This window comes from Parahaliea mediterranea (assembly GCF_017255185.1).
Classification (GTDB): domain Bacteria; phylum Pseudomonadota; class Gammaproteobacteria; order Pseudomonadales; family Halieaceae; genus JAFKCZ01.
The window spans coordinates 1-21666 of sequence record NZ_JAFKCZ010000023.1; the positions used below are offsets into that span (position 1 = coordinate 1).

Consider the following 21666-nt stretch of genomic DNA (forward strand, 5'->3'; position numbering starts at 1 on the left):
GGTCAGTTGTGGGCACAACTCAACCTCAAGAGATAGCATGAGCCTTTCTATTCGTAACAGGCAGAGCCTGCCACTCATGACCACGTCCGTAGGACGTGGTTTCCCACGCTTAAATGAATTCGACCCTACACCGGACTGGCGCTCCCCCTGTAGGGCGGACAGCGGGCCCCTCTTTTCGGGTCATTCATTCCGCCTGCGCCGCAGGCCGGGACGATACCGCTCAACAAAAAACGCCGGCAACATGGCCGGCGTTGAGAAACATCAAAGCCCCGTCATCGCGGGGCAGGTTTCAGTGATTAGCCCGCCAGTTCGCGAACCAGCCCGCCGATGGTCTCCTTCGCATCGCCGAACAGCATCCGCGTGTTCTCCTTGTAGAACAGCGGGTTCTCGATGCCGGCAAAGCCCGAGGCCATGGAGCGCTTGAGCACGAACACCGTGCGCGCCTTGTCCACGTTGATCACCGGCATGCCGTAGATCGGCGACGACTCCACCTCGCGGGCGGCCGGATTCACCACATCGTTGGCGCCGATCACAATCGCCACGTCCACCGTCTCCATGCGCGGGTTGATGTCGTCCATCTCCAGCAGCTGGTCGTAGGGCACATCCGCCTCCGCCAGCAGCACGTTCATGTGCCCCGGCATGCGCCCGGCCACCGGATGGATACCGAAGTTCACCTCCGCACCGTTCTTCTCCAGCAGTTCGGTCAACTCCTTCACCACGTGCTGGGCCTGGGCCACCGCCATGCCGTAGCCCGGAATAATCGCGACATTGGTGGCCGCTTCCAGCACGTAGTAGGCGTCCTCCACCGAGATCGGCTTGATCTCGCCCTCGATCACCGTCTCCTCGCTGCTCACGCTGCCAAAGCCCGAGAACAGCACATTGCTCAGGGAGCGGTTCATCGCCTTGCACATGATCTGGGTCAGGATGATGCCCGAGGCGCCCACCAGGGAACCGGCGACGATCAGGATATTGTTGTTGACCGCGAAGCCCGCGGCACAGGCGGCCAGGCCCGAGTAGGAGTTCAGCAGCGAAATCACCACCGGCATGTCGGCGCCGCCGATGGGGATCACCGCCATGATGCCGAACCACAGGGACAGGCCGATGACCAGGTACAGCCACAGGGGGTTTTCCGGCTCCAGGCAGAACATCACCGCGCTGGCCAGGATACCGAGCACAATCAGGCTGTTGACCACCTGCTGGCCCTTGAACATGACCGCCCCGGAGCCGATGGTTTCCGAGAGCTTGCCCCAGGCCACCAGAGAGCCAGTGAAGGTCAGGCCACCGATCAGGATCGACAGCACGATGGTCACCAGGGTGAACGTATTTCCGGCGGTGGAGAGCGCGGCCGCCCCCACCAGCAGGCTGGCCATGCCACCGAAGCCGTTGAACAGGGCCACCATCTCCGGCATCGAGGTCATCTTCACCAGGCGCGCGGCCGCGGCACCGATGGCGCCGCCGACGACAACACCGGCCAGAATCCACTGGAACTCGACAATGCCCTGGTCGAGCAGCGCGGCGATGATCGCCAGCAGCATGCCGACGGAGGACAACATGTTGCCCCGGCGCGCTGTGGCCGGCGAGCCCAGCAGCTTGAGGCCAAAGATAAACAGCGCGGCCGCGACGACGAAGGCCAGCTGGGTGATCAATTGCATTGGTTCCACGCTCAACCCTCCTTCTTCTTGAACATCGCCAGCATGCGGTCGGTCACCAGGTAACCGCCCACCACGTTGATCGAGGCCAGGGCCACGGCGGCCGCGCCCAGCCAGTTGGCCAGGTCGTGCTGACCGGTGCCGGCGAGGCTGATGGCGCCCACCACGGTGATGCCGGAAATGGCGTTGGCGCCAGACATCAACGGCGTATGCAGGGTCGCGGGGACCTTGTTAATCAGTTCGAAGCCCACGAAGATGGACAACATCAAAATGAATGTCAGGAATACGGCTTCCATATCAGCTGCCCCCCTCCAGGATGTTCTTGATGGTTTCGTTGGTGACTTCGCCACCGTGGGTGATGATGCAGCCGGGCAGTATGTCGTGCTCGAAGTCGATCGCCAGTTGCTTGCTGTCCTTGTCCCAGACGTCTTCCACCAGGTTGAACAGGTTGCTGGAGTACATCTTGCTCGCATCCCGGGACACCCGGTTGGGCAAGTTGGCCTGGCCGATGATGGTGACACCGTTCACTTCCACCGTTTTGTCGGGCTCCGAACCCTCCACGTTGCCCCCGGTTTCGGCGGCCATGTCCACGATCACCGAGCCCGGCTGCATGGCTTCCACCATATCGCGGGTCACCAGTACGGGCGGCTTGCGTCCAAAAACCTGGGCAGTGGTGATCACCACGTCGGATTGCGCAATGACTTCCTTCTGCGCCTGGCGCTGCTTCTCGATCTGTTCGGGCGTCAGTTCCCTGGCGTAGCCGCCAGCGGTTTCACCGGTCTCGCCCAGGTCGATTTCCAGAAAGGTTCCGCCCAGTGACTGCACCTGCTCCGCCACGACCGGCCGCGTGTCGAAGGCGGTGACCTTGGCGCCGAGACGCTTGGCGGTGGCGATGGCCTGCAGGCCCGCCACGCCGGCGCCGAGCACGAAAACCTTGGCCGGTTTCAGCGTGCCCGCGGGGGTCATCATCATCGGCAGAATGCTCGGCAGGTGGTTCGCGGCCAGCAACACCGTCACGTAACCCGCCAGGTTGGCCTGGGAGCTGAGGGCGTCCATTTTCTGGCTGCGCGTGGTGCGGGGGATCATCTCCATGCTGATCGCGGTCACGCCCTGTTTTTGCAACGCGCGAACCAGCTCGCGCTCATTGAAGGGGTCCAGGTAGCTGATGTGGATGCAGCCCGAAGGCATCAGTGCCACTTCCTCCAGCGTGGGCTTGCGCAGGCGAAGCAATATTTGCGCCTCGGCAAACAGTTTGTTCCGGTCCGGCTCCAGACCGGCGCCGGCTTCGGTGTACTGTTCGTCGGCGAAACCGGAGCCCAGTCCCAAGCCTGGCTCAATGACAATCTCTGCACCGAGCAGGCAAAGTTTCTTTACCGTTTCCGGGATGATGGGCACCCGGTTCTCTCCCGGATGCGTCTCCCTGGGAATTGCGATGCGCATAGCGTTTTTTCCCCATACCTGTGTGTCGTTGTATTTCGGGTGTTATAGTTTCTGCTGCAACTTCTAGCGGTTGCTGTCACCCTTTATATCGCCGTTGCTTTTCGCAAGGCGGCCGGTGACTGTAGCACAGCCCCTGAAACGCAGGAACTATGGCCACTATTCACCAACTGAATTGCCGACGGGCCATTTCATACAGCCCGGCAGGGCTGCATTAGAGCACCCAAACGGCCGGCAACCTTAGCGCAGGCCGCGGCTGTCGCCCTAATCTACCTGGATGAAATTGCCAATCAATGGCCATTGAGCCCAAATAACTAGACCCGTTGTGACAGCCCCGAAGTCGAACCCATTCGGGGGATGCGTCGCGCGCATTCGCGGACCGCGCCCCCGTGCGCGGGGCGCTGGGACAGGTGTTCAGCCGGCGCGCAGATGCAGGAAGGGGTTCATCCAGCGGTGTTTCCAACCGGTGAAGCGCAGCGGCGCGTCGAGCACGCCGATGCAAATACAATCCTCGGACTGCAGGGCCGTGGGGGCGTGCACCTCGTCCTTTCGACGCAGCAGGAAATCGCCCTCGTGATAATCGCCGTCCGCGTCGGAAAACCCGCCCTGCAAGACCAGGGTGATTTCCGACCCCCTGTGGTCGTGCTGGGGAATGCGACCGCCGGCCTTGATGTGGTAAAGCGCGAACTCATGCCCCGGATCGCCGGTGCGCAGGTAGCAGATCGACAGGGTGCGGGTAATGTGCTTCCACGCCAGGTCGGCGAAGTCCCCGTCCATCAGGCGCTGCAGGAATGCGGGTGTGCGTCCGGCGGGAGCGCCCGCCACCTGGCCCGCACCGTAACTGAGGGGCGGCTCTTCATCCAGGCGCGCCAGCACGGTGTTGAGCAGGGCCTCGGACACCGGTTCCGGGGTCGCGCGCTCGAACATCGCCGCGCCCACTTCCTGCAGGCTGGTGGCCAGGCGCCGGCACTCGGGACAGTAGTTCAGGTGCGCGGCCACGCAGGCGCTCTGCGCCAGCGGCAGGGTACCGGCGGCGTATTCAGTGAGAAAATCGAGGTCGGGGTGATATTTGGCCATAGTGCTATCTTTCAACCTGAATCTGTAACTTCTGTACTGCCAGCCGGACGCGGGATTTCACCGTGCCCAGGGGCAGGTCCAGTTCCGCCGCTGCTTCCGAGTGGGACTTACCCTCCATGTAGACCTTGGCGAGGATCTGCGCCTGGTCGATGGGCAGTTCGCCCATCAAGCGCCTGACCTGGTCCCGGCTACGGCGCGAATGCATCACCTCGAAAGGCTCCCCCAGGGCCTGCTCGGGGGTGAAATCCTCGGCCGCCAGCGGGGTATCGAATTTCCGCAGGCGGCGGAACAGATCGGTGCGGCAATTGCGCGCGATGGTGTAAACCCAAGTGCTCGCAGCCGCCTTTTCCGGGTTGTAGACACCGGCTTTCTGCCATACTTTCAACATGACCTCCTGGACCAGCTCATCGGCATGGCTGGCGGACAGGCTGGAACCGGACAGCGCAAAGGCCTTGACCAGGGGCGCAAAGTGCCGAAACAGGCGCGTAAACGCCGCGCGATCGCCGCTGGCGCCGATGGCTACCAGGCATTCGCTCCATTCGTCGCGACGCGGGCCGTCCGCCGTATGCTGCATGTTGTCGGTGCCACTGTCCTGGCGTTCCGTCACCGCGTTTCTCCCGCTTGATACCCGTGTTGGCCAGTATACGCGCGCCAGAGACGTGTGGATCAGCCCGGTCGGGGCGATTGCCGCCTGATCCAGTCCCGCGACCCGGGCGTAACCCAGTCAACGGGAGCGCGGCGGCATCGCCTCCGACCCGGCGAACCGGCAAGGGAGACGGAATATTGGACATCGCAGTCATAGGCGGCGGCATTTCGGGACTGGCCTGCGCCCACTATCTCAGCAGCTCGCACCGGGTCAGCCTGTTCGAGGCGGGCCGGGAAGTGGGGGGCCACACCGCTACCGTGGATGTAAAAGTGGGCACCCGGCGCTACGCCGTGGACACTGGTTTCATCGTCTACAACGACTGGACCTACCCCCGTTTCATTGCCCTGATGGAGGAGCTGGGCGTCTCCAGCAAACCCACCAGCATGGGCTTTAGCGTGCGCGACGAGCGCACCGGCCTGGAGTACTCGGGCTCCAGCCTGGATGCGCTCTTCGCGCAGCGCCGAAACCTGCTGTCGCCGCGCTTTATCGGCATGATACGCGACATCCTGCGCTTCAACCGCGAATCGGTGGCCGATCTCGAGGAGGGCCGGCTGGACGACGGTGAAACCCTGGGGCAGTACCTGCAACGCAAGGGCTACGGCCAGGCCTTCCAGCGCGACTACCTGGTGGCCATGGGCTCCGCCATCTGGTCGTCCGATTGCGACACCATCAGCCGCTTCCCGGTGAGTTTTTTCCTGCGTTTCTTCCGCAATCACGGGCTGTTGAGCATCGGCGAGCGCCCGCAGTGGCGCGTCATCGAGGGCGGCTCGCGGGAGTACCTGCGCCCCCTGTGCCGGCGCTTCGAACAACGCATCCACACCGGGAGCCCGGTGCGCAGCGTGCGGCGCCCGACCGGCAACAGCGTGCGCATCGAGCTGGAAAACGGTGCCGGGCACACCTTCGACCAGGTGGTGATCGCCACCCACTCCGACCAGGCCCTGCGGATGCTCGCCGACCCCTCGCCGGCCGAGCGGGAGGTGCTCGGCGCCCTGCCCTACCAGCGCAACGAGGTGGTCCTGCATACCGATACCCGCCTGCTGCCGCGCAACCGCAAGACCTGGAGCAGCTGGAACTACCACCTGGGCCGGCACAGTGACCGCGCCGTGGTCACCTACAATATGAACATCCTGCAGGGCCTGGAGGCCCCGGAGACTTTCTGCGTGACATTGAACAACGGCGCCGCCATCAACCCGCACAAGGTGCTGGGCACCTTTTACTACGACCACCCGGTGTTCTCCCCCGGGGGCATCGCCGCCCAGGCCCGCTGGGCGGAAATCAACGGTGTGCGCGACACCTGGTACTGCGGCGCCTACTGGCACAACGGCTTCCACGAGGACGGCGTCAACAGCGCCTTGCGGGTGGTGCAGGCACTGGGCGAAAAAGGGGTTGTGGCGGCGTGAGGTCGCGGCTCTACGAAGGCTGGCTGCAGCACCGGCGGCTGCAGCCGCGTCGACACCAGTTCCGCTACCGGGTGTTCATGCCCTATATCTGCCTGGAGGAACTGCCCGACCTGTTTCGCGGCGCCAGGCTTTGGTCCCTGGAGGGGCGCACGCCGGCGAGTTTCAGGCGCGCGGATTTTCTCGGCGATCCCGGCACGGAGCTGGACGCGGCGGTGCGCGCGCGGGTCGAGCGCGAAACGGGCGAGCGCCCCACCGGCCCTGTTTTTATGCTGGCCAACCTGCGCTACTTCGGTTTCAACATGAACCCGCTGAGCTGCTATTACTGTTTCGACCGCGACGAAAAGCGGCTCGAGTACCTGGTCGCGGAGGTGACCAACACCCCGTGGAACGAGCGCCACAGCTATGTGCTGCCCGGGCCGGACCAGGGCGACTGGCTGCGACACGATTTCGGCAAGTCCTTTCACGTCTCGCCCTTCAACCCGATGGATATGCGCTACCGGTGGCGCAGCAATACGCCCGGTGAGAACCTGCGCCTGCACCTGGCCAACACCGTGGCGGGTGAACGCGTGTTCGACGCCGGCCTGTCGATGCGCGCCCGGCCGTGGACCACGGCCAATCTCAACCGTGTGCTGTGGCGCTACCCGGCGATGACCGCCCAGGTCGCACTGGGCATTTACTGGCAGGCGCTGAAACTGTTTGCCAAACGCGTTCCCTTCCACCCCCACCCCGGTTCCCCAACGAACGGAGTCCACCATGAGTAACACCAGCGTCACCCGTATACCTTCCCTGCCGCGGCCGCGCCGACTGTGGTCCAACGACAGGCTGGCGCGCCGCCTGTTGCTGAAAGTACTGGACAGGATCGCGGTGGGAGAACTGGTGATTCACGACGGCCCGGAAACTTTCCAGCTGGGTCGCCGGGACGGCGGCGGCCCAAGGGCGGAACTGCGGGTTCACCATCCGCGGGCCTGGCGCCGGGTGTTGACCGGCGGCACCATCGGCTCCGGCGAGGCCTATATCGACGGCGACTGGTCGTCCCCGGACCTGCTCCGGGTCACCCGGGTGTTTTGCGCCAACCTGGCGACCATGGAAGCGATGGAGTCCCGCAAGTCCATCCTGATGCGGCTGGCGCTGAGGGCCGCCCACCGCATCAATCGCAATACCCGGCAGGGATCGCGGCGCAATATCGCCGCCCACTACGACCTGGGCAACGACTTTTTCGCGCTGTTCCTGGACCCGACCATGATGTATTCCTCGGCGCTGTTCAGCGATCGCGCCGCCACGCTGGAAGCGGCCTCGGAGGCCAAGCTCGATGAAATCTGCCGGCAACTGGAACTGACCGCCGGCGACCACCTGCTGGAAATCGGCACCGGCTGGGGCGGCATGGCCCTGCATGCGGCGCGGCACTACGGCTGCCGGGTAACCACCACCACCATTTCCCGGGAACAGTACCAGTACACCCTCGAACGGGTGCGGGCGGCGGGCCTGGAGGAACGCGTCGAGGTGCTGTGCGAGGACTACCGCGCCTTGTCCGGTCGCTACGACAAACTGGTGTCGATCGAAATGATCGAGGCAGTGGGCCACGCCTTCTACCGCGATTATTTCCGCGCTTGCAGCGCCTTGCTCAAGCCCGAGGGCAAGATGGTCATCCAGGCCATCACCATGGCCGACCAGCGCTACGAGCAGGCCAGGGACTCGGTGGACTTCATCAAGCGCTATATTTTTCCCGGCGGCTGCCTGCCCTCGCTGGCGGTCATCGCCGACCACCTGGCCCGCGACACCGACATGCAACTGGTGCACCTGCGCGACATCACCGACGACTACGCCCGCACCCTGGCCTGCTGGCGCGAGCGTTTCACGGCGCAACTCGATGCGGTCAAGCGCATGGGCTTCGACCAGCGCTTCATCCGCATGTGGGAATTCTACCTGTGCTACTGCGAGGGCGGTTTTCGCGAACGGATTATCGGCACCGTACAGCTGGCCATGGCCAAGCCCGGTTACCGTTTTGGCGACTCGGCTCCTGGCTGACGGCCCCACCAGCAGGGCGATCCCGGGCGTGGGAGTTGTCGGCGCACGGTGGCGCGGCTACCATGGCAGGACAATAATTGCGGGAGTGGTTATGCTGATACTGAAAATCGGGCTGCTGGCCGTGTACCTTGCCGCCGCGGCATCCCTGGTGGTGCCGGTGTTAGGTCCCGGCGATATCTATTTACAATACGTCGCCCTCGCGCTCCTGGCCATTCACGCGCTGGAAACCGTGTTCACATTCCAGATTCTTCAACGCCACCCGGGAGGTATGGCGCAAAGTGTCCTGCTGTGCCTGCTTTTTGGCGTAGTGCACTGGGCACCACTGAAGAAATCCGGTAGCTGAGGGGCCACTGAACGCGAACAGTGCCAACATGCCACACTACAGCTACAGCCCGGGCGATGCACTGGGGACCATCTTGGATTGCCACTCCCTTGCCGATGTCCGTGAAAAGATCTTGGCGCCGACCTGCAGGCATCTGAATTCCGAAAGCGGCATCTTCGGTTTGATTGACGGCCAGAAACTCGCCGCGCAGGACCATTTTCACGACAGCTATCGCGTATCCGCTCAGATAACACGTTTGTATTTCGACCAGTTCATCCAGTCGGATCCCGTCATCCAGACGCTGGGCACACGTTTACGCCAGCCGCGACAGAGGCCAACCATCGAGCTGTTGAATCTGCGGGAAATTCGCAGCTCAAGACAGCTAAACGCCAGTGGCTACTACCGCGACTTCCTGCAGCCCTTCGATTTCCAACACGTACTGGTACTGGCATGCCGACCCTCGCCAGCCAGCCCCGACATATTCCTGCTCGGACTTCACCGCAAGCATCTCGACCGGCCCTTCAACCAGCGAGACATCCAGGAATTTCGTACCCTCGGCAAGGCCATTCTTCCAGTAATTGGGCGGTTTTCACTTGAAAACCGGCTTGCACAGCTACAATCCGTTATCGACGCACTGGAATCCGATAGCGGGCACCGCGCAATAGCGCTGCTTGCTGAAGATGGGAGATATATTTACGGCAACGAACTGGCCAATCACGCCTTTTCACCACTGCACGGCAACTTTCCCGGCGGCACGGCAGGGCAAGCTGTCCTTGAAAAATGTCGCCAACTCGACAAACGCTCGCGTGGAGCCAGCCAATCCCCGGTATACCTTGAGATCAACGCTCCCGGCGGCACGATTGAGTGCACAGTGGAACGCCGGGAAAGTCACGAAGGCAAGGCTCACTATCTGGTCAATGCCCGTCTCCCCGGCGTTCGCGAAAAACTGTATGCGCGAGGCCGAAGCCACGGTCTGAGCAAGCGCGAACTGGAAGTCGCCTACGAGCTGAGCAAGGGGCTCACCAACGCACAGCTAGCCCAGTCGCTATCGATCACCGTACGCACTGTCGAAACCCACCTCAGAAGCATGTACGCCAAACTCGGCGTACACAACCGCACGGAACTGGTTAGCAAGCTGACGCCCCACTGAGCCTTGCAGCCAGGGCAGCGCAATACAACAAGCCGTTCGGGGACCTTTTCCTCCCTCTCATTTGTCTCGCTCGACTGAGCACGCAATCCCGACAGCCCTGTCCTCCCTACGTAGATTCCGGTATTGAGCGCCGCGCAGTCGGTTCTTCACACTCGCATGCCTGGAATGCTTTCCATCTGTACTAAAAACACTTCTAAACGCGGGAATTCGCCATGCCATCTACAAACCCCTCGAGTCTTGTCAATCTCTGCACCCTCCGCGGTCGCCCTACAGCTCTGGCTACCAGGGGGTTATTAACCGCCCTGGTAGCCAGTCAAGCCGCCGTTGGCGGAATCCAGCTGGCAAACGCCGCACCGGCGCTCGAAGAAGTGGTCGTTACCGCGCGCAAACGGGTGGAAAGCCTGCAAGACACCCCGATTTCCATCAGCGCATTCCGGGGTGAAGACCTGAACGCCCTATCGATCAGCGATTTGACCGGCATTTCCCGCGCAACCCCCAATCTCGACCTGTCCTCGTCCACCGGTGACGGCGGCGGAAGCAATATACAGGCCACGATACGCGGTATCGGCCAAACCGACTTCCTGATCACCACCGATCCGGGCGTCGGCATCTACATGGACGGCGTGTACCTCGGACGTGCCACGGGCGCCAATCTCGACCTGCTCGACGTGGAGCGTATCGAGGTGTTGCGCGGCCCCCAGGGCACCCTGTTCGGGCGCAACACCATCGGCGGCGCCATCAGCGTCATCACCAGCAAACCCGCGCCGCTACCCGAGGGCTCGGTCCGCCTGACTACCGGGCGCTACAACCGCCAGGACATCCACGCTTCCCTGTCGGGCCCGCTGGTCGCCGACACCCTCGGCGGCAGCCTCTCGCTGGCCTCCAACCAGCGGGACGGCTACGCCGACCGCGTCGATGGCCGAGAGGCCGGCGATATCGACCAGCAACTGGCGCGTGGCGCCCTCTACTGGACGCCGACAAGTAACCTGGAAGCCAGCCTTAAACTTGACTACAGCAAGCAGAACCAGGAATCGGTACCCATGGTACTGGCGGAGGTCGACGAGCAAGCCCCGCTGCTATCGCTGTGGAATGCCCTGGTTAGCGGCCCCCAGGGCACGGCAATCACTGGCGCCCACCCCCAGAGCGATATGTTCCACTCCGACGGTACCGGCGTCAGCGTCAACGACCACGAAATTTGGGGTGTTTCCGCAACCCTGGAGTGGGATATCGGCGACCTGACCCTGAAATCGATCTCCGCCTACCGCGACCTGGATGCCGTGTTCGGTCGCGATACCGACAACAGTTCCGCCCGCTACGCGGAGACCCGGGACACCGTATCCCAGGATCAGTTCAGCCAGGAGTTCCAGCTCCAGGGCTCATCGCCTGATGCCCGACTGAACTGGGTGGCGGGCGCCTACTACTACCACGAGGAAGCGGTGGATCGCATCGACGTCATGATCGCCAATGGCCTCTACGACGCCCTGGAAGGCCTGCCAGCCAGCGTGGACTGCCTGGCGAGTTCTCCCCCGTCCTGCATGGGCCAGACGCCAGGTGTGCCCGGCGGCGCCGGCAATCCGACCAATGCGGTACTCGACCTGATGCTGGACGATTACAACAAAATCGAAACCGACAGCTACGCGGTGTTCGGCCAGGGCTCCTACGATCTCGACGAGCGCGTCTCCGTGACCCTGGGGCTGCGCTATTCCTACGATGACAAATCCTACACGCTGGACCACTACCGCCTGTCCGCCGGGGAATACATCTTCCACGACAAAACCGTCGCCGAGGACTTCACGGCGACCTCCGGCCGCGTCGGCCTGGATTACACCACCGACGATGGCACGCTGCTCTACGTCTCCGCGTCCTACGGCTACAAGAGCGGCGGTTTCAACGGCCGCCCGACAGCGGAAGGCGAACTCCAATCCTTCGACCCCGAGTACCTGTGGTCCTATGAAATGGGCGCGAAATCACAGTTCTTCGACGACCGCCTGCGTCTGAACGCCGCCGCCTTCCAGGGTTACTACGAGGATATCCAGCTGCTGGTGCTGTCCGCGGACCCGGACACCGGCACCTTCCTGTCGGCGATCCAGAACGCCGGGGAAGCGGAAATCCGGGGCATGGAAGTCGAGGTCAGCGCCCTGCTCGGCGCACACTTCCAGCTCGACCTCGGCTCTTCCTACCTGCATAGCAAATACACCGATATCGGCGCCGCCGAGGGCATCGACGAAAACAGCTACCTGCCGCGAACGCCACGCTGGAGCCACTACCTCGCCGCCAGCTACCAGCGACCGCTACTGGATAGCCTCGACCTCAAGCTGCGGCTGGACTACCAATACCAGAGCAAGATGTACATGGATGTCATCAACACCGAATCCATCGCCAGGGACAGCCTGGGCCTGTGGAACGTTCGCGCCTCCCTGCTCCCGTCCAGCGAAAGCTACGAACTCGCCATGTTCGTGACCAATCTGACCGGTGAAGCATATATCGACAACGGCGTGTCGGCGCTTTCCAGTGTCGGGGTCGCCTCGGCGATCCCTGGGCGGCCGCGGGAATGGGGCCTGGAGTTTAACTGGCATTTCTAGCCCGGACCAAAGCGGATATCCAAACCACGAAACATTCACCAAAGGGAGAATCAACAATGACCCGCAACGGACGTGTTCAGGGCAAGTCCGCCCTGGTAACAGGCGCCGCCGCCGGCCTGGGCTACGCCATGGCCAAGCGACTCGCGGAGGAGGGCGCATCGGTCATTATCACCGACATTCAAACCGACCTGGGCAAGGAGGCCGCGGATCGCCTGGGCATCGAGTTTATCCGCCAGGACGTTACATCCGAGGAAGACTGGCGGACGGTCACCGACCAAGTCATCCACCGCCACGGGCAGCTCGATGTCCTGGTCAACAACGCAGGCTACGGCGGCGATGCCACCCAGAACTCACCGGCCTCCACCACCGTGGAGGAGTGGCGCAAGCTACAGAAGATCAACGCTGAAAGTGTCTTCCTGGGCTGCCGTCACGCCATTGAGTCCATGTCCCCGGGCGGCGCCATTGTCAACCTGTCCTCCCTAGCCGCCCTGATGGCCACCCCCTTTCTCACGGCCTACGGCGCCAGCAAGGCGGCGGTCACCCACCTGACCCAGTCGGTGGCCCTGCACTGCGCCAGAAGCGGCACGGGCATCCGCTGCAACAGCGTGCACCCCGGAAATATCGACACCGCCATGCTGGCGGCAGGGATCGAGCAGATGGCGCGGGCCAGCGGCCAGCAACCCGAAGCCGTGCGGGAACAGTTCCTCGGCCGAATTCCCCTGGGATATTTCGGCGACCCCGAGGACATCGCCCACATGGTGCTGTTCCTGGCCTCCGATGAATCCCGCTACATCACCGGCAACCAGTTCGTCGTCGATGGCGGTATCCACTTGAACGGCTAGCGATCGCTCACTGGCTGCCAACAACTCTCCATAGCAAAGAGGAAATGACCATGTCAGACCCATCTAAATTCAGTGGCAACAACCCGATCCAGATCAACGTGCCGCACAAGCCGACCTTTTTCGATCCGGCCACCATTCCGTGGACGGAGTGGGTGATGCCCGGGACCTACTTCAAGCTGCTCACCGTGCGCGAGCACAGCGGCGGCTTCAGCATGCTGCTCAAGGTCGACCCCAACACCGAGGCTCCCCCCCACCACCACATCGGCAACGCCGAGGCCTTTATTCTCGAAGGCGAATTCGGATACGGGGAAGATGACCGCGGCGGCGTCTGGACTCATTCGCTGGAGCCGGGCGGGGCCATCCACGTGGCCGACTCCCCCACTGGGGTCATTATGTTCGCGGTTGGCGATGGCCCCATCGTGGGCTACAACGATGATGGCAGCGTGGGCGCGGTTGTCGACTGCCGCCTCATGTACGAGCTGGCCAAGGCCAACAACGCCGCCGATCACATCGAGTTTTCCCACCACTTTTCAATGGAGGGCAGCCGCTAGCGCGCCTCGGCCGACAGACGAGGCCGCATCCGCCTTGGGCGGGTCCGGCCTCCCACATCGATGCTGCCCCGCCGAGCCACTGCCCCGCTCCGCGCCGGCAAGTCATGCGATCACATCACTCCCGAAACCGGCTTCGCGGCACCTCGCGGCTGGCTAAAACTCACTTTGAAGACGCGGCATCGCGTTCGTTGTAGATCCACCAGGGCGGCAGCAACTCGCGGTAAGCGGCCTGGCGGTAGCGGCTGTCGACCAGCAGCGCCCGCCCCCGGTCCCCGGTGTCGCGGATCACCCGGCCCAGTGCCTGGCTGACTTTCTGCATCCCCGGGTATTGGTAGGCGTAGGTGAAGCCATCGCCGTATTTTTCCCGGTAGAAGTTCCGCTGGGCGTTGCTGTCGCGGTTGACCTGGGGCAGGCCGACCCCCACCACCACCACGCTGGCCAGGCGCTCCCCCGGCAGGTCGATACCCTCGCCGAACACGCCCCCCAGGACGCAGAAGGCCGCCACGTCCCGGCGGCGCTCCAGCAGGTCCAGCAGCGCATCCCGCTCGGGATCGCCATCGCCCGGGGCCTGTGTCGCCACATGGCGGCCGGGAATCTCCCCCACCGCTTCGAGGCAATCGCGCAGGTAGCGGTAGGACGGGAAATACAGCAGGCAGTTGCCCGGCGCCTGACGCAACCAGTCCCGCAACAGCGCGACCAGCGCCGGCAGGGAGGCCTGCCGCTGTTGAAAGCGGGTGTCGATATGGGTGGCCAGCTCCACCTGTAACTGCTCGCGGGCGAAGGGCGAGGCCGCGCGATAACATACCGCCTGTGCGTCGAAGCCCAGTGCGTCTCGGGCCCAGTGCCAGGGCGACAGGGTGGCGGAGAAAGCCACCACCGCGTGGCAGGTGGCCTGGCGCGCCGCCAGCAGCCGCGCCGGGTCGAGGCAGTTAAAGTGCACTTCCAGGCCTTGCGCGCCCTCGCCGCGATGCAGTTCGCAGCGAAACTCCGGGCCCCAATTCTCGGCGCAGCGCAGCAATTGCAGTACATCGAAGTACAGGTCCATCAACCGGCGGTGGCGCACCAACGCCACCGGCTGCCTGGCCAGCTGCTCGCCCATGTCGGCGGCAAATTGCTGCAGGGCCTGCAGCAACGCGGTCGGCGCCTGCGCCCGGCCGTCCCAGTCCGCCTCCCGCCACGCCTCCTTGCCCAGCGCCAGCAACACCCGGTTGAGGCGGTTGAGTCCCCGCCTGGGCGCGCGCCCCTGTGAGCCCCCCTTCGGCGCCTCCGCTTGCCATTCCCGCCGCGCCGCCAGCACCGCGGACTTGCGCAGCCGGGCGCTGTACATGCCCCGCGCCCGCGGGCCCAGGTTGTGGGCCTCGTCCAGCAGCACCGTTGTGCGTTCGCCGGTGTCGCGGTGGAGCGGCGACAGGGCGGGGCTCAGGCTATAGAGATAGTGGACGTCGGCGATCAGGGTATCCATCCAGGGCTCCAGGTCCCAGGCCAGCTCGTAGGGGCAGACCTGGAACTCACGGCCCAGCGCCTGCAGGTCCTCGCGGCGCAGGGCGGGCCGCGCCAGCGCGGCGGCCAGGGCCGCCGGCAGGCGGTCGTAGTAACCGCGGGCGAAGGGGCAGTCATCGCCGTGACAGGCCGAGCCCGGGGACAGGCACACCCGCTCCTTCGCCGACAAGGTCATGGCGCGGCCGCGATAGCCCGCCACTGCCAGCGCGGCCACGGCCTGCTCCGCGGCGCGGCGGCCGGCGGTCTTGGCGGTGCAAAACACCACCCGCTCGTGCTTGCCGCGACCCAGGGCCTTCAGCGCCGGGTAGAGCACCGCCAGGGTCTTGCCCAGGCCGGTGGGCGCCTCCAGCATCAGCTGGCCGCCGCGGTCGATGCACTTGTAGGCCCGCTCCGCCAGATCCCGCTGGCCGGCGCGAAAACCGGCGTGGGGAAAGGGCAGTTCCCGCAGACTGTCGTCGCGCGCCGAGCGCAGCGCGACCACGCGGCGCAACCAGTCGGCGAAGCGCGCCAGGGCGTCGCCCAGGAACGCATCCAGTTCCTCGCGGCTGTAACGCTGTTCCAGGGGATACTCCCGGTCCTCGTCCAGGTGCAGCCAGGTCAATCTCACGTCGAGGGCCGGCAAGTCCCGCGCGGCCGCGATCATCGCCGCGTACAGCCGCCCCTGGGCGAGGTGCATCCGGCTGACGGCCGGCGCAATGCCGGCGGGCGCCACCCGGCAGGTCTTGATCTCCTCAACCAGCCCCGCCGCGGGGTCGTAGCCGTCGGCGCGACCGCGCAGGCGCAGGCGCAGGGCCAGCCCATCCAGTTCACAGCGGTAATCGACAGGGTATTCGCCGCGGTAGCTGTCGCCGCGGCGGCGGTAAATGCGCTGGTGGCCCTCGATGCCCTCGACCGCGGTGGGCGAGGGGCGAAAACGGTGGTCGATGTCACCCTCGCGAAAGCAAAAGCGCACCAGATCGCCCACCGACAGGGTCAGTTCAGTCATCGCGCCACCGCACCCAGGCCACGGCGGCGGGGATGTCCTGCTCGCCGAAAAAGCGCAACCAGCGCTTCTGGCTCTCCTGCAGGGCGTCGCCCGGTCCCTTGACCTCGATCATGCAGTACTCCCCGGGCCGCTCCCCCAATGCCAGCAGGTCGGGAAATCCGCGCCGGCACTCGCCGGGATCGAACAGCATGCGCCGCCACATCGCCAGCAGGTGCGAAGCGGGAATGCGCGCCAGCGCGGCCTCCACCAGCGCCAGCGGCAGCGCGCGCCAATGCACCCAGTGGCACTGCAGGCCCTGGTAGCGCCGGTAGGCGGCGCCCAATTCCGCCGCCAGGTCGGCTTCCGCCAGTCTCTCGAGGCGCCGGTCCAGCATCGACCTCCGGTTGCGGTAGAAGCCGCCGTCGTACATGTCCGCCGGCACGGCCTGGTAGGGGTTGTGGAAAGCGCCCGCCACCGGGCTGAACATTTCCTCCCAGAAGGCCAGGCCAAACAGGCCGTTAACCAGGGTATTTTCCACGTAGTACACCGCGGCCCAGTCCGCCGCCAGGGCCCGGGCGGCCGCCAGTTCCACCCGCTCCGCGGCCCGCTCTAGTGACAGATCCAGGCGCGCGAAGCTGTCCCGCGGCCGGCGCGCGGGCGTGTCACCGGCGCGGCGCTGCACCCGCGGCAGTATGCGCCGCGCGGCCTCGCGCTCCTCCTCGCCCCAGGGAGTATCGAGAATCTCGCGGCACAGAGCGATGGCGCCGCGCCAGTCCTGTTGCGCCTCCAGCACCCGGGCGGCGCGCTCCCGGGCCGGATGCAGGGCGCTGCGGCGGTACAGTGACAGGGCGGTGTCGAGTTCCCCGCAACGCTCCAATTGGCGCGCCACGCGGTTGAACAGTCGCCACCAGCGCCGCTCGCTGGCGCAATGATTGACGCTAATATCGAGCAACGAACGGGCCAGCGCGACAATACCGGCATCGTCTCCGGCCTCGCGCAACACGGCGTAGTGGTCCGCCAGCCGGCCACAGGCGAGGTAGTCCTCCACCGAGGGCCGGTCGGGAAACAGGCGGTGCGCCCGGTCGAGACGGTAGGGGTGGTAGGTCGCCACCCCGAGGTCACTGAGGATGAAATCGGTCAGGCTCTGCCGGCGGTTGCCGAAAAACAGCAGTTGCAGGCACTCCATCCGGTCGAGCCCGGTGGCGGCCACCGGCGCCTCGCCGTCCGCGCCGCGCGCCACCGCCAGCAGGTCGGCCCCCTCCGCCTCCGACCACTGCGCGATCGCGGCAAGCGCGGCGCGCTTGTCGCCGCGCAGGCCCCGCAGGGCCCGCGGGAACAGTCCGCCCAGCTCCGCGCGGGTGTACAGCCGGCCCAGCTCTTCGACAGCCAGGACTTCGGCCGCCACCAGGTAGCCCGCCGCGCGCAACTCGGCCAGGGGCGCGGACAGGGAGCCGATCTCGGCATAGTCGAGCCGCCGCGGGCGGAACCAGGGGCCCACCCGGGACACCAGGCGCAGATAAAGGCACTGGGCCTGCACGGTCAGGGCGCGAAAGCCGGCCAGCCAGTCCCGCTCGTCGGCGGTCAGCAGGTCGCCGTACTGCGCCTCCACCGTCCGGCACAGGGCCAGGAAATTGTCGCGATAGTAGCGCGGTGGCAACGCCACCGCCTCCCCGCCGGCGGGCCCGGCCAAGGCCTCAGGCCTGGGCCGGCACCGCCGGCCGGCCGGTCTGTTGCAGCAGCACCCCGGGAATGATCAGCGCCAGGCCCGCCAGGGTGGCCGGGTGAATGGTCTCGCCGAGAATGGTGGCGATGAACACCAGCGAGAACAGCGGCGACAGGAAGATCAGGTTGCCCACCCGCGATACGCCGCTGGCCAGCTTGAGGGCGCTGGACCACAGGGCGAAGGTAATGCCCATTTCGAACAGGCCCACATAAATGGCGGCCGCCGGCCCCTGCCAGCCGCTGGTCCAGGGGGTGGAAAACAGCGCGCACACCAACCAGGCAAGCGGCGCGGCGAGGGTGAAATTCAGGCACAGCGAGGCGACCGGGTCGCGGTGGTTGCGGGTGCCCAGGAGCCAGTACAGGGCCCAGATGATGGTGCTCGCCAGGGCGCAGATCACCCCCTCGACGCTGGCAAACTGCATGTCCAGCACGCGCCCCTCGGTAGCGATCACGACCACCCCGCTGTAGCCCAGCAACACCGCCAGCAGGTCGCGCCGCGACAGCTTCTGCCCGAGCATGGGCACCGCCAGCAGCGCCAGGGTGATCGCCCAGGTGTAATTGATGGGCTGCGCCTGCTGCGCCGGCAGCAAATCGTAGGCGTGCAGCAGGATCAGGTAGTAGGCCAGCGGGTTGAGCAGGCCCATGAACAGGAAGTACCCGGGGGACTCGCGCAGGTAGCCAAGGGCCAGGCGCGCCTTGCGCTGGCGGACCACAATCAGCCACAGCGCGATGGCGGAACAGGTGGCGGCCCAGGCCAGCAGTTGAAAGACATCGAGGTGGCGCAGGGCGAGCTTGAACGCGGTGGCCACCGTGGACCACAGGAAAATGGCGGCCAGGCCCAGCAGCAGGGCTTTGCGGTCGTTGGTCATTGATTGCCTGTCACTGCGTCGGGGCGGGCTCCGCGACCTCGAGCCGGATCAGCCGCGAGCCGGCCGCCAGCGCGTACACCCGGCCGTCGGGCCCGGTCCGCACATCGCGGATGCGCATTTTCAGGTTGGCCAGCAGTCGCGTCTCCGCACCGACCCCGTCCCCGTCCAGCTCCAGGCGGCTGATGCGGGTGAGCTTGAGGCCGGACACCAGCACCGAAGGCCGCCAACCGGGGTAGAGGTCGCCATCGTAGAACGCGATATTGCCGGTGCCGATGGAGGGCACCCAGTACACCAGCGGCTGCTCGGTACCGGCGCGGTGGGTGCCCTCGCCGATGCGGCCGCCACCGTACTCCTCGCCGTAGGTCACCAGCGGCCAGCCGTAGTTGGCGCCACGCCGCAGCACGTTCAACTCATCGCCGCCCTGGGGCCCGTGCTCCGCCACCCAGATCGCGCCGGTAACCGGATGGCGCGCCATGCCCTGGGGGTTGCGGTGGCCGTAGGTCCAGATTTCCGGCCGCGCGCCCGGCACGCCCACGAAGGGGTTGTCGGGGGGCAGCGCGCCATCCTCGGTCAGGCGCAGTACCTTGCCGTTGTGGGTCTCGAGGCTCTGCGCGAGATCGCGATTGCCGCGATCGCCCACGGTGACATAGAGATAGCCGCCGTCGAGCAGCAGGCGCGAACCGAAATGACGGCGCTCGCGGAAGAAGGGTTGCGCGGTGAACAGCTCCTCGACATCCACCAGGGCCCCGTCCGCCAGGCGCCCGCGGCTCACCCGGGTGCTGAAGGCGCCGCCCTCCGCCACGCTATAAGAGAGGTAGACCCAGCCATTGCTGGCGAAATCCGGGTGCACCAGGACATCCATCAGCCCCCCCTGGCCGACATCCGCCGACGCGGGCAACCCACCGATCGCGGTCACCGCGTAGCTTTCGAGGTCGATGCGTTTCAGGACGCCGCTTTTCTCGGTGACCAGCAGGCTGCCGTCGGGCAGGAAGTCCATGCCCCAGGGCTTGTCCAGGTCGTCCACCAGGGTGACCATGCGTATCGGCGTTTCCGGGGCGAGACCGGCGCCGCTGGCGGCGCCCTCGCGGGCAATGGCCTGCGGCGGTGGGCCGCTATCCGCACCCGGCGCGACACAGGCTGGCAGCGCGACGAACAACGCGGCGGAGGTGGCCGCCCACAGCAGCCGGGAAAGGGTAAGCATGCTCTACAATCCTGAGGTTCTCGAAGCGGCTATGGTACGTGATCGCAGAATTGAAGTCAGACCCCCGGGGGCTGATGTGTCGCCCCGGCGGCCCGCGAATGCCTCGCCCCGGGAGCCGGCTACTGGATGCTGGCGCTGTAGCTGTCCACACCCTGGTAGCACAGGCCGTTCTCGTCGCAGCGGCTGGCCACCACGGTGTAGTCGCCCGCAGCGAAACTCCGGTTGAAATTGCCGTCGGCCGATACCACCAGCTGCTTGCCGGCATCGTAGATGCGCAGGAAGTAGCCCTGGGATTTACTGAAGCTGACGTTGCCGGATAGCGCCAGCCGGTAGCTGTCCTCGTCCCGCTCGCTGTCGAAATTGCCGGAGAAGCCCGCGGCGCCACCGCTGTCCCCCGCCTCCAGGGGCTTGTCCACGGTGAACAGGTTGAAGCGGTCCAGCATCACCTCGTACTGGATCTGCAGCGGTGCGCCACCGGGCTGCTGGATATTGTTGATACTGACGACGTAACGCGTGTCATACGCCCAGCCGTCGACCATCCAGGACAGGAAGTTGCGCAGGCCAAAGCCCTTGTTGTCGCTGTGCTTGCCGCGCACGGTCAGCGGCTGGCCGCTGTCCTTGTCCACCACACTGACGGTGGCCGATGCAAAGTAGTCAAAATCGCTGGAGCCCCCCTGGGGAGGAACGATCGACAGGCTCCAGGGCGTGGGCTTGTCGCCGCCGGAAAACAGCACATAGGGATAGTTGCGATAGGGCACTGCGACAAAACCCAGATCGGGGTCCGGCTCCCGCGCCGGCGCCCGGTTGAAGCCGAAGACCTTGAGCGCCGCATAGCCGTCCACCTGTCCGTAGGCGGTATAGCCCAGCTCCGGGAACAGGATCCAGCGCCGGTGACCGGCCTCCATCAGGGCCGCCACGTTGTAATTGTCGTTGGTCCAGCCAAAGACATCCTCCGCCGGGTCGGTAATCCGGCTGCCGCCACTGAGGTTGGCGCTGCCGGCGCCGATTTCAGCATCGGCGTTGTAGCAGGCGTCGCCGGGTTGCGGAAAGTGGGAGAGGTATTCGTTGGCGCGCTGCACCAGGCCGGTGAGCTGCATCTGCATGTCGAAGTTTTTGTCGTATTGCACCGGCGGCAGCGCGTGCAGCGCGCGGGTCCGGTTCACCGCCTCCAGCACGCGCTTGCGCACCGGACCGGCGATGGCGCCCGGGTCGCACTGTCCCGGAATCGGCGCGATGGCGTACAGGGCGCTGGCGGTGGTGAAATCGCCGTTGTCGATCTGGTGGAGCACCCGCTTCCAGTAGGCCCAATTGTAGCCGGGGGTGGGGGTAAAGCGCGGTATCAGGAAGAACTCCAGGTCGGAGGCCAGCGCCGCCATCAGGTTGTCGTTGCCATCGAAGCTGGTGGTGGCCAGGTGGCAGGGCTCCTCCTGGCCGCCGCAAAAATAGCCGTTGCCACTCTCCCAGCCCGCGAAGCCGCGACCCGCGTCGGGCACCGCGGTAAAGGTGTCGTCGAAATCGGTGTCGCTCACCTCGATGACACAGGTCTGGCCGGCGAGGCAGACCTCGCCGTTGGCGGACACGACCTTGCCGCCCGGCGGCACCAGAATCACGACCTTGCAGGCCCCCACGGACAGGCAGAGCAGCAACAACAGCGCTCGGCGCAGGGCGCGCAATCCGCGGTCGGCACAAGCTGGCTGGGGCAAAACGGACACTTCGTTCATGGCGTGGA

The 21666-nt window shown here is 65.3% G+C and carries 18 protein-coding genes; 8 read left to right on the plus strand and 10 right to left on the minus strand.

Going from position 1 to position 21666, the window contains the following annotated elements:
* Nucleotides 1–296: 296 nt before the first annotated feature.
* From JYP50_RS20840 to JYP50_RS20860, 5 genes are all read right to left on the minus strand, one after another.
* Nucleotides 297–1652, minus strand: a complete 1356-nt coding sequence (locus JYP50_RS20840) for an NAD(P)(+) transhydrogenase (Re/Si-specific) subunit beta (RefSeq protein ID WP_206562540.1) — start codon at nucleotides 1650–1652, stop codon at nucleotides 297–299.
* Between the two features lie 11 nt (nucleotides 1653–1663).
* Entirely contained in the window at nucleotides 1664–1945 is a 282-nt protein-coding gene (locus tag JYP50_RS20845) for an NAD(P) transhydrogenase subunit alpha (RefSeq protein ID WP_206562507.1), read from the minus strand.
* Nucleotide 1946: 1 nt separating this feature from the next.
* On the minus strand, nucleotides 1947–3089 hold the full coding sequence (locus JYP50_RS20850; protein WP_206562508.1) for a Re/Si-specific NAD(P)(+) transhydrogenase subunit alpha: 1143 nt from the start codon (nucleotides 3087–3089) through the stop codon (nucleotides 1947–1949).
* Between the two features lie 411 nt (nucleotides 3090–3500).
* On the minus strand, nucleotides 3501–4163 hold the full coding sequence (locus JYP50_RS20855) for a ChrR family anti-sigma-E factor (protein WP_206562509.1): 663 nt from the start codon (nucleotides 4161–4163) through the stop codon (nucleotides 3501–3503).
* A gap of 4 nt (nucleotides 4164–4167) precedes the next feature.
* Entirely contained in the window at nucleotides 4168–4770 is a 603-nt protein-coding gene (locus JYP50_RS20860; protein ID WP_347136888.1) for a sigma-70 family RNA polymerase sigma factor, read from the minus strand.
* 176 nt (nucleotides 4771–4946) lie between these two features.
* Here JYP50_RS20860 and JYP50_RS20865 point away from each other — a divergent pair, with 176 nt between their 5' ends.
* The 8 genes from JYP50_RS20865 to JYP50_RS20900 all read left to right on the plus strand — a co-directional run bounded on the left by JYP50_RS20865 (nucleotide 4947) and on the right by JYP50_RS20900 (nucleotide 13681).
* Complete coding sequence (locus tag JYP50_RS20865; protein WP_206562510.1) at nucleotides 4947–6209, plus strand: NAD(P)/FAD-dependent oxidoreductase; 1263 nt, start codon at nucleotides 4947–4949, stop codon at nucleotides 6207–6209.
* Nucleotides 6206–6970, plus strand: a complete 765-nt coding sequence (locus JYP50_RS20870; RefSeq protein WP_206562511.1) for a DUF1365 family protein — start codon at nucleotides 6206–6208, stop codon at nucleotides 6968–6970. Before JYP50_RS20865 ends, JYP50_RS20870 begins: the two co-directional genes overlap by 4 nt.
* Entirely contained in the window at nucleotides 6963–8234 is a 1272-nt protein-coding gene (locus JYP50_RS20875; RefSeq protein ID WP_206562512.1) for an SAM-dependent methyltransferase, read from the plus strand. The genes JYP50_RS20870 and JYP50_RS20875 overlap by 8 nt, the downstream gene beginning before the upstream one ends.
* Nucleotides 8235–8325: 91 nt before the next feature.
* Complete coding sequence (locus tag JYP50_RS20880) at nucleotides 8326–8577, plus strand: hypothetical protein (RefSeq protein WP_206562513.1); 252 nt, start codon at nucleotides 8326–8328, stop codon at nucleotides 8575–8577.
* A 28-nt stretch (nucleotides 8578–8605) separates the two neighbouring features.
* The gene (locus JYP50_RS20885) at nucleotides 8606–9706 is read left to right on the plus strand and encodes a response regulator transcription factor (protein ID WP_206562514.1); all 1101 of its coding nucleotides are present in this window, start codon (nucleotides 8606–8608) and stop codon (nucleotides 9704–9706) included.
* 368 nt (nucleotides 9707–10074) lie between these two features.
* Nucleotides 10075–12288, plus strand: coding sequence for a TonB-dependent receptor domain-containing protein (locus JYP50_RS20890; RefSeq protein WP_206562515.1), 2214 nt, complete (start codon nucleotides 10075–10077; stop codon nucleotides 12286–12288).
* A 56-nt stretch (nucleotides 12289–12344) separates the two neighbouring features.
* On the plus strand, nucleotides 12345–13130 hold the full coding sequence (locus tag JYP50_RS20895; RefSeq protein WP_206562516.1) for an SDR family oxidoreductase: 786 nt from the start codon (nucleotides 12345–12347) through the stop codon (nucleotides 13128–13130).
* A gap of 50 nt (nucleotides 13131–13180) precedes the next feature.
* The gene (locus tag JYP50_RS20900; protein ID WP_206562517.1) at nucleotides 13181–13681 is read left to right on the plus strand and encodes a cupin domain-containing protein; all 501 of its coding nucleotides are present in this window, start codon (nucleotides 13181–13183) and stop codon (nucleotides 13679–13681) included.
* A gap of 160 nt (nucleotides 13682–13841) precedes the next feature.
* Here JYP50_RS20900 and JYP50_RS20905 read toward each other — a convergent pair whose 3' ends face one another.
* The 5 genes from JYP50_RS20905 to JYP50_RS20925 all read right to left on the minus strand — a co-directional run bounded on the left by JYP50_RS20905 (nucleotide 13842) and on the right by JYP50_RS20925 (nucleotide 21658).
* Complete coding sequence (locus JYP50_RS20905; protein WP_206562518.1) at nucleotides 13842–16166, minus strand: ATP-dependent DNA helicase; 2325 nt, start codon at nucleotides 16164–16166, stop codon at nucleotides 13842–13844.
* Entirely contained in the window at nucleotides 16159–17835 is a 1677-nt protein-coding gene (locus JYP50_RS20910) for a VRR-NUC domain-containing protein (protein ID WP_206562519.1), read from the minus strand. The genes JYP50_RS20905 and JYP50_RS20910 overlap by 8 nt, the downstream gene beginning before the upstream one ends.
* A 4-nt stretch (nucleotides 17836–17839) precedes the next feature.
* On the minus strand, nucleotides 17840–18736 hold the full coding sequence (locus JYP50_RS20915; protein ID WP_206562520.1) for a DMT family transporter: 897 nt from the start codon (nucleotides 18734–18736) through the stop codon (nucleotides 17840–17842).
* Nucleotides 18737–18746: 10 nt separating this feature from the next.
* The gene (locus tag JYP50_RS20920; protein ID WP_206562521.1) at nucleotides 18747–19937 is read right to left on the minus strand and encodes a PQQ-dependent sugar dehydrogenase; all 1191 of its coding nucleotides are present in this window, start codon (nucleotides 19935–19937) and stop codon (nucleotides 18747–18749) included.
* Nucleotides 19938–20056: 119 nt separating this feature from the next.
* Entirely contained in the window at nucleotides 20057–21658 is a 1602-nt protein-coding gene (locus tag JYP50_RS20925) for a CAP domain-containing protein (RefSeq protein WP_206562522.1), read from the minus strand.
* Nucleotides 21659–21666: the final 8 nt, after the last annotated feature.